Below are 7,988 nucleotides of genomic sequence, written 5' to 3'. Positions count from 1 at the left end.
GCCCCGGGTCCCGACCCGGCATCCATGAACCGCCCGACCCAGCCGATCGATGCCTTGACCGTGGAGTTCCCGCGGTTGACCGATCAGGGCGCCCCGCCGCCTCCGTCGCTGGGTCGGTCCAGCAGCCTGATCGCGCTGGCCAGCCTGGTCAGCCGGGTCACCGGTTTCCTGCGGACGCTGCTGCTCGTGGCGGTGCTGTCGCTGGGCATCGTCAACAGCTCCTACACGGTCGCGAACACGCTGCCGAACATCGTCTACGAGCTGCTGCTCGGCGGGGTGCTGACCAGCGTGATGATCCCGCTGCTGGTCCGGGCCCAGACCGAGGACGCCGACGGGGGCGACCGGTACACCCGGCTGCTGCTCACCGTGGCGGGTGTCGTGTTGCTGCTGGCCACCGCTGTCGCGATGCTCGCCGCACCGCTGCTGACCCGGCTCTACCTGGGCGGGCAGACCACCACCACGGCCAACCCCGAGCTGGCCACGGCGTTCGCGTACCTGCTGCTGCCGCAGATCTTCTTCTACGGCATGGGCGCGCTGCTCGGCGCGGTCCTCAACAGCAAGGGGGTCTTCGGCCCGTTCGCCTGGGCACCGGTGCTCAACAACGTCGTGGTCCTCGCCGTGCTCGGGGTCTACATGCTGGTGCCGGGTGAGATCAGCCTGGACCCGGTCCGGATGGGCGACGCCAAGCTGCTCGTGCTCGGGATCGGGACCACGCTCGGGATCGTGGCGCAGGCGGCCGTCCTACTGCCGTCGATGCGCCGGATCGGCTTCCACTACCGCCCCGTGTGGGGCTGGGACCCGCGACTCACGGCGGCCGGCGGGCTCGCGCTGTGGGTGGTCGCCTACGTCCTGATCGGCCAGGCCGGTTACATCGTCACCACCCGGGTGGCATCGTCCGCCGACGGCGCCGCGGTCGCGATCTACACGACCGCCTGGCTGCTGCTCCAGGTCCCCTACGGCGTGCTCGGCGTGTCGCTGCTGACCGCGCTGATGCCGAGGATGAGCCGGGCAGCGGCCGAGGGCCGGGTCGACGACGTCGTGGCCGACCTGTCACTCGGCAGCCGGCTCTCCGCCGTCTTCCTCATCCCCATCTCGGCGCTGCTCACCGCCTTCGGGACCTCGGTCGGGATCGCGCTGTTCTCCCTCGGGGCGGGCGACACGGGCGGCGGCGCGGCGCGGCTCGGTGCCACGCTGGCCGCATCCGCGTTCGGGCTGCTGCCGTTCGCGGTGGTGATGCTGCAGTTGCGGGTGTTCTACGCGCTCACCGACAGTCGAACCCCCACGCTGATCCAGCTGTTCATCGTCGCGGTCAAGGTGCCGATGCTGCTGATCTGCCCGCTGCTGCTGGCCCCGGAGAACGTGGTGCTCGGGCTGGCCGCGGCGAACGCGGCGTCGTTCGTGTTCGGTGCTGTGCTGGGCCAGATCCTGCTCGCGCGCCGGCTCGGAGCGCTGCGCGCGAAGGAGATCCTGCTCACGATCGGCACGACCACCCTGGCCGCCGCGGCGTCGGCGCTGCTCGCGGTCGGCGTCGTCGCCCTGCTCGGTCTGGGACCGCTGGCCGAGTGGTCGCCGGTGCCACGTGCGTGGACCACGCTGGTCGTCGCGCTGCTGGTGATGCTGCCCACGACGCTGCTGGCCCTGCGGCTGCTGCGGGTCCGCGAGCTCGACCCGATCGTGCGCCGACTCGCCGGGCTCGCCCGGGGCCGCAAACCTCGTCGCGTGACACCGGACTGACGTAGGCTGCGACCCGGGGGCTGGATCCGGGCGGCTGTGGAGGGGGAGGTCAGCGCGGTGAGCGGGCAGACTGAACAGCGGCCCGCACCGACGCACAACTCGGGCGGGGCCGGCACCGCACAGGTGCCCGAGCAGACCCGCCCGGCCGACGTCCCGACCTGTCGCGCCCCACGCTCCGAACCGTCCCCGGCGGCGGGCGGCACCACCGGCGGTTCCATGCTCGCCGACCGGTACCGCCTGCACACCCGCGTCGGCTCCGACCTCGGCGCGGGTGCCGAGTTCTGGCGGGCCGAGGACACGATCCTGCGGCGCGACGTCGCCATCACCGTGCTGCGCCGGCTCGAGGCCGACCCTGCCTCCGACGACCCCGACGGCACGATCCGCGCGGGGGAGATGATCGTCCGGGCGCTGCGCACCGGATGTTTCGAACACCGGGGCTGTGCCCGTCTGCTCGACGTCCTGGCGGCCGGGTCCCCCGGGGTACCCACCGATGTTCTCGGCGCCGCCGTCGCCGAATGGGTGCCCGGCCGCAGCCTGGGAGAGACCGTCGCGAGCGGTCTGATCAAGCCGTTGACCGCGGCCCGCATGGTCGAGCCGCTGGCCGCCGCCGCGGAGGAAGCGCACCGGCACGGTCTCGTGCTGGGCTGTGATCACCCGCAGCGCATCCGGATCACCCCGGACGGGCGCGCCCAGCTCGCCTTCGTCCTGCCGCGGCCCGACCTGCGCCCGGCCGACGACGTCCGCGGACTCGGCGCGGTTCTCTACGCCCTGCTGACCTCGCGCTGGCCGCTGTCCGGGGCCGACGCCGCCCTCGCCGGGCTCGGCGCGGTCGTCCGCGGCGACGGGGGGGCACCGCCGGCGCCGTCCACGCTGCGCCCCGGTGTGCCGGTCGAGCTGGATGCGTTGACCGCCGGAACCCTCGGCGACGACGACGCACCGGGCCGGGTGCACACCGCCGCCGCGGTCCACAAGCTGATCAGTGAGGTCGTGGCCGAGGACGACCGGGCAGCGCTGTTCCCCCCGGTCCACGACGGCGTCCCATCCGCCCCGGGGGACGTCTGGCAGGACGACGCCCGGGTCGTGCGCCCCACCGACCCCGAACGCAAGCGCAAGCTCGCCATCGGGCTCTCCGTGCTGGGCGCGGGGATGCTCGTGGTGTTCGGCTACCTGGGGATCCAGCTCGGCTCGCTGTTCGGGAACTCCGCCGGGCCGGCCATCGTCGTCGACAGTGCGGCGGCTCCGCCCGGCTCCCCGCCGGCCCCGGCCCGACCGGCGCCACCCGCGGGGGGGTCGACCGCGGCCTCGGTCGCGGGCATCGAGGTGTACGACAACACCGGCGACAAGGACAACGCGGGGCGGATCTCCCGCATCATCGACGGCAACCCGTCGACGAGCTGGCGGACGTTCGTCTACAAGCAGCCGTTCCCGGCCCTCAAGCCCGGGGTCGGGATCATGGTGTCTTTCGCCTCCGCCGTGCAGCTGTCCAGCCTCACCATCGACTCGCCCAGCGGCGGCACGGTCGTGCAGATCCGCTCCGCACCGACGGCCGACGCCGAGTTCGACGAGACCGTGGCGATCACCGAGGCCACCCTTGAGCCGGGCGACACCCGCATCTCGTTGGCTCAGAGCCAGCCGGTCCAGCACGTGCTGATCTGGATCACGAAGCTCGGCGGCGGCGGGTCGGAGAACGCCACCGAGATCAACGAGGTCGGCTTCCAGCGAGCGGGCGACTGAGCCACCCGGAGTCGGCGACTTCCCCTGAACGGCCTCGGGGAAGGGCCCGCCCGACCTAGTCTCCGGGCGTGTCCGCGACCGCCCGCTCCGATCCCGAGCTGGTGGCCGCGCACCGGGACGGTGACCGGACGGCCTTCGACGAGCTCGTCCGCCGGCACGGTGACCGGCTGTGGGCGGTCGCGCTGCGGACCCTGCGACACCGCGAGGACGCAGCCGATGCCGTGCAGGAGGCGCTGGTGTCGGCCTACCGGCGGATCGACGGCTACCGCGGTGAGGCCTCGGTCAGCGCATGGCTGCACCGCATCGTGGTGAACGTGTGCATCGACCGGATCCGGCGTGAACGGGTTCGGCCCACGGTGCCGTGGCCTGAACGGGACGTGCCGGCCCGCGGGCCGGATCCGGTGCACGAACTGACGACCCGGCTCGCGGTCGGCGACGCCCTCGCGCTGCTGCCGATCGAGCAGCGGGTGGCGGTCGTGCTCGTCGACGTGCAGGGTTACCCCGTGGCCGAGGTCGCCGCGATCCTGCAGGTCGCACCGGGAACGGTGAAGAGCCGCTGCGCCCGGGGGCGCGCCCGGCTCGCGGTCCTGCTCGGGCACCTGCGGGAGGTGGGGGCGTGACCGACCCCGACGGCCCCGACGTGGCCCGCCTCGCCGCCCTGGACGCCGGCCTGCTCGATGCCCACGATGCCGCGGCGGTGCGGGCCGCAGCAGCCGCCGACCCGGCCGTACAGACGGTGCTGGACGCTCTGGCGGCCACCCGCGCCGAACTGGCCGCCCAGCCGACGGAGCGGATGCCGGCCGACGTGGTGGCCGGCATCCGGGCGGCGCTCGACCGGGTCGACGGCGGGCGGAGCCGTCCGGACCCGGGGAACGCCCATGGCGACCCGGACACCCGGCGAAGCCGTCCGGACCCGGCCGGCGCTCATCGGAACGCGGACCCGGGGCGAAGCCGCCGGGGCCCGGGACACACGAACGGCGTCTCGGCGAGGAGCCACGGCCGCACCCGGGAGCCGGGCGGTGGTTCGGATGGCCCCGCCGGCATCCCCGGACCTCCCACCATGGCCCCCCGCGGGCCGGAGCCGCGCGGCGCAGGGCAAGGCGGCGACGCCGGTCCGCACGCCGGCCGGAGTCGCCCGGGCCGGCGGGTCCCGGGCCGGCGCGCCGTCCTGGCCGCCGCGGCAGCGCTGTCGGCGGTCATCGGCGCCGGCGCCCTGCTGGCACACGCTCCGGGCGTCGGATCGCACTCCCCGGTGCTCGCTCTGCGCACCGGTGAACTCGCCGCAGCGGGCGCATCGGCGATCGGGGCCGCTGACCTCGGGGATCTCGCCGACCCCGCACGGCGGGCCGGCTGCCTGCGCGAGATCGCCGTCCCGGCGCCGGAGGGAACCGTGCTCGGTGGGCGCCGGGTCCTGCTCGACGGACGCCCCGGTGTGCTGCTCGTACTGCCGACAGGCATCCTGGGAACGTTCCGGCTGATCGTGGTCGACCCGGACTGCGGGCCGGACGGCGGCATCCTGCTCACCGACGAACTCGTGCCACGGTGACCTCGTTCACCGTCGCTCACACCGTCGGTGAGCGGCGGAATGCCCGCTCCTAGGATCGTGTTGACCGGTCCGAGTGGCGGGCCCGGTCCGGCCGCCCAGCAGCCACGACGGCGAGGAAGGAAGGCCAGCGGTGACCACCGACACGGTGCACGAGCTGATCATCATCGGATCCGGCCCAGCCGGATACACGGCGGCCATCTATGCCGCACGTGCCCAGCTCGCCCCCCTCGTCTTCGAGGGGACCCAGTTCGGCGGCGCGCTCATGACGACCACCGAGGTCGAGAACTACCCCGGCTTCGCCGAGGGGATCATGGGCCCGGAACTCATGGAGCAGATGCGCCTGCAGGCCAAGCGCTTCGGTGCCGACCTGCGGACCGAGGACGTCGAGTCGGTCTCACTGCTCGGTGACGTCAAGGAGGTCACCGCCAACGGGGTCACCCACCGCTCCCGCGCGGTCATCCTGGCCATGGGCGCCTCGCCGCGCTACCTGCAGGTCCCGGGGGAGCAGGCGCTGCTGGGCCGCGGGGTGAGCTCGTGCGCCACCTGTGACGGGTTCTTCTTCCGCGACCAGGACATCGCGGTCGTCGGCGGCGGGGACTCCGCGATGGAGGAGGCCACCTTCCTGACCCGGTTCGCGAAGTCGGTCACGATCGTCCACCGGCGCGACGAGTTCCGGGCGTCGAAGATCATGCTCGAACGGGCCAGGAACGACCCGAAGATGAAGTGGAAGACCAACGCCGAGGTCACCGAGGTGCGCGGGGACGGCAGCGTCTCCGGGCTGACGGTCCGTGACACCCAGACCGGCGAGCAGTCCGACCTCGACGTCACCGGCATGTTCGTCGCGATCGGGCACGACCCGAACAACGAACTGGTCCGCGGCATCGTCGACACCGACGAGAACGGTTACGTCAAGGTCGAGTCGCCGAGCACCCGGACCTCGGTTCCCGGAGTGTTCGCGGTGGGCGACCTGGTCGACCACACCTACCGGCAGGCCGTGACCGCCGCCGGCTCCGGATGTGCCGGGGCGATCGACGCCGAGCGCTGGCTCGCCGCCCGGCCGATCCCGGCGGAGGAGGCCGGCGGTGGCTACGGTCCCGCCACCGAGGCCGTGCCCGCGACCAGTTGACCGGTCACCACACACTTCACCCGATCGCGCGAAGACGATCGGCTCGACCATCTTTGGGAAAGGGAGTGCTCTGATGGGCAAGAACACCGTGGACGTCACCGACGACTCGTTCGAGGCCGACGTCCTGAAGAGCGAGAAGACCGTGCTGGTCGACTTCTGGGCGACGTGGTGCGGGCCCTGCAAGATGGTCGCCCCGGTGCTCGACGAGATCGCCGGCGAGAACGCCGACAAGCTGACCGTGGCGAAGATCGACATCGACGCGAACCCGGCGACCGCCCGGGACTACCAGGTCATGTCCATCCCGACGATGATCCTGTTCCAGGACGGCAAGCCGGTGAAGCAGATCGTCGGCGCCAAGCCGAAGGCCGCGCTGCTCTCGGACCTGGCCGACTACCTCGGCTGATCCGGCGGGCCCGCTCGGGCCGGTCATAACGGACACGTGTCCCGGTCGATCACGACCGGGACACGCCCGTTTACGCCCCGCTGTCCCCCGGTCGGGGAACGGCAGGGCACAATGGTCGACGGCCGATGCCGGAAACTCGGCGACAACGCCAGGGGACGACGGAGCCGCTCGCGCGGCACGAAGATCGAGCGAGGAGTGCATGCATCTGCTCCGCCGCGGGGACAGCGGTCCGGGGGTCGTCGAGATCCGGGCGATGCTGCGCGGGTTCGGCCTGCTGCCCAAAGAGGGCAGCAACTCTGATGCCCGCCCCGGCACCGCCACCGAGGCCCATTACGACCTCGATGTCGAGCACGCCGTCCGCGCGTTCCAGCAACGCCGCGGGCTCATCACCGACGGGATCGTCGGACCCGCCACCTACCGCGCGCTGCGCGAGGCAGGCTGGACCCTCGGCGACCGGATGCTCGCCCTCATGATCTCCTCGCCGATGAGCGGCGACGACGTGGTGACTCTGCAGGAACGGCTGCTCGAACTCGGCTACGACGTGGGCCGCCCGGGTGGTGTCTTCGACGAGCAGACCGAGCAGGGCCTGCGCGGTTTCCAGCGCGACTACGGGCTCGTTCCCGACGGGGTGTGCGGCCCGCAGACCCTGCGCGCGCTGCGTCAGCTCGGCCGGAAGGTGACCGGGGGCCGCCCGGGCCTGCTCCGCGAGCAGGAGCTGCTGCGTCGCGCCGGGCCGCGGATGCGCGGCAAGCGCATCGTCATCGATCCTGGTCACGGTGGCACCGATCGCGGTGTGACGGTCGCCGGGGTCACCGAGGCCGACCTGATGTGGGACCTGGCCCGCCGACTCGTGGGTCGCATGTCGGCCACCGGCATGGAGGCGCTGCTCTCCCGCCGTGAGGATTCGTGCCCGCCCGAGGCGGAGCGCGCGGCCTTCGCGAACACCACCGGGGCCGACCTCGTGCTGTCGTTGCACACCGACGCGAACCACAGCATGCAGGCCCAGGGACTGGCCACGTTCCACTTCGGGAACGGTTCCGGTGCGACCTCCACCGTCGGTGAGGCGCTGGCCGGCCTGATCCAGCGGGAGCTGCTCATCCGCACGTCGATGCTCGACTGCGGAACCCAACCGCGGACGTGGGAGCTCCTGCGACTGACCCGGATGCCGACCGTCCGTGTCGAGGTCGGCTACCTCACCCACCTCGGCGACCGGCGCAAGCTGCTCGATCCGGCCTTCCGCGACATCGTGGCCGAGGGCATCCTCGTCGGGGTCAAGCGCCTGTACCTGCTCGGGCAGGACGACCAGCCGACCGGCACGTTCACCTTTTCGGACGTATTGGCCCGAGAAATCAGCCGAAACGAAGCACGGGCGATTTAGGGCCCGTCCCGGGCCCCTCGGTCGCGGTCACTTCCGTCAAGCCGGCAGCGGCGATTACAGGGCGCCC

7 protein-coding genes are annotated in these 7,988 nt (G+C 72.6%); all 7 read left to right on the top strand.

Going from position 1 to position 7,988, the window contains the following annotated elements; all coding sequences use genetic code 11:
* Positions 1-1,734 (top strand): murein biosynthesis integral membrane protein MurJ (murJ, locus tag HF519_RS08050; protein WP_169411692.1); only part of this gene is annotated, 1,734 nt, incomplete at its 5' end.
* A gap of 57 nt (positions 1,735-1,791) precedes the next feature.
* On the top strand, positions 1,792-3,468 hold the full coding sequence (locus HF519_RS08045; RefSeq protein WP_169411689.1) for a protein kinase family protein: 1,677 nt from the start codon (positions 1,792-1,794) through the stop codon (positions 3,466-3,468).
* Between the two features lie 68 nt (positions 3,469-3,536).
* Positions 3,537-4,088, top strand: coding sequence for an RNA polymerase sigma factor SigM (gene sigM / locus HF519_RS08040; protein ID WP_169411687.1), 552 nt, complete (start codon positions 3,537-3,539; stop codon positions 4,086-4,088).
* Positions 4,085-5,014, top strand: coding sequence for an RsmA family anti-sigma factor (locus HF519_RS08035; protein WP_169411684.1), 930 nt, complete (start codon positions 4,085-4,087; stop codon positions 5,012-5,014). The genes sigM and HF519_RS08035 overlap by 4 nt, the downstream gene beginning before the upstream one ends.
* A gap of 130 nt (positions 5,015-5,144) precedes the next feature.
* The gene (trxB, locus tag HF519_RS08030; RefSeq protein ID WP_169411682.1) at positions 5,145-6,140 is read left to right on the top strand and encodes a thioredoxin-disulfide reductase; all 996 of its coding nucleotides are present in this window, start codon (positions 5,145-5,147) and stop codon (positions 6,138-6,140) included.
* Positions 6,141-6,213: 73 nt separating this feature from the next.
* A complete protein-coding gene (trxA, locus tag HF519_RS08025) occupies positions 6,214-6,543 on the top strand; it encodes a thioredoxin (RefSeq protein ID WP_169411680.1) in 330 nt (109 codons plus the stop codon).
* A gap of 199 nt (positions 6,544-6,742) precedes the next feature.
* Positions 6,743-7,921 (top strand): N-acetylmuramoyl-L-alanine amidase, encoded by a 1,179-nt coding sequence (locus tag HF519_RS08020; RefSeq protein ID WP_169411677.1) that lies wholly within the window; start codon positions 6,743-6,745, stop codon positions 7,919-7,921.
* The last annotated feature ends 67 nt before the right edge of the window (positions 7,922-7,988 follow it).

Source organism: Pseudonocardia bannensis (assembly GCF_012911875.1).
In the GTDB taxonomy this organism is placed as follows: Bacteria; Actinomycetota; Actinomycetes; order Mycobacteriales; family Pseudonocardiaceae; genus Pseudonocardia; species Pseudonocardia bannensis.
The sequence above is the reverse complement of the archived record's forward strand: the minus strand, read 5'-3'. Positions and strand labels throughout refer to the sequence as shown.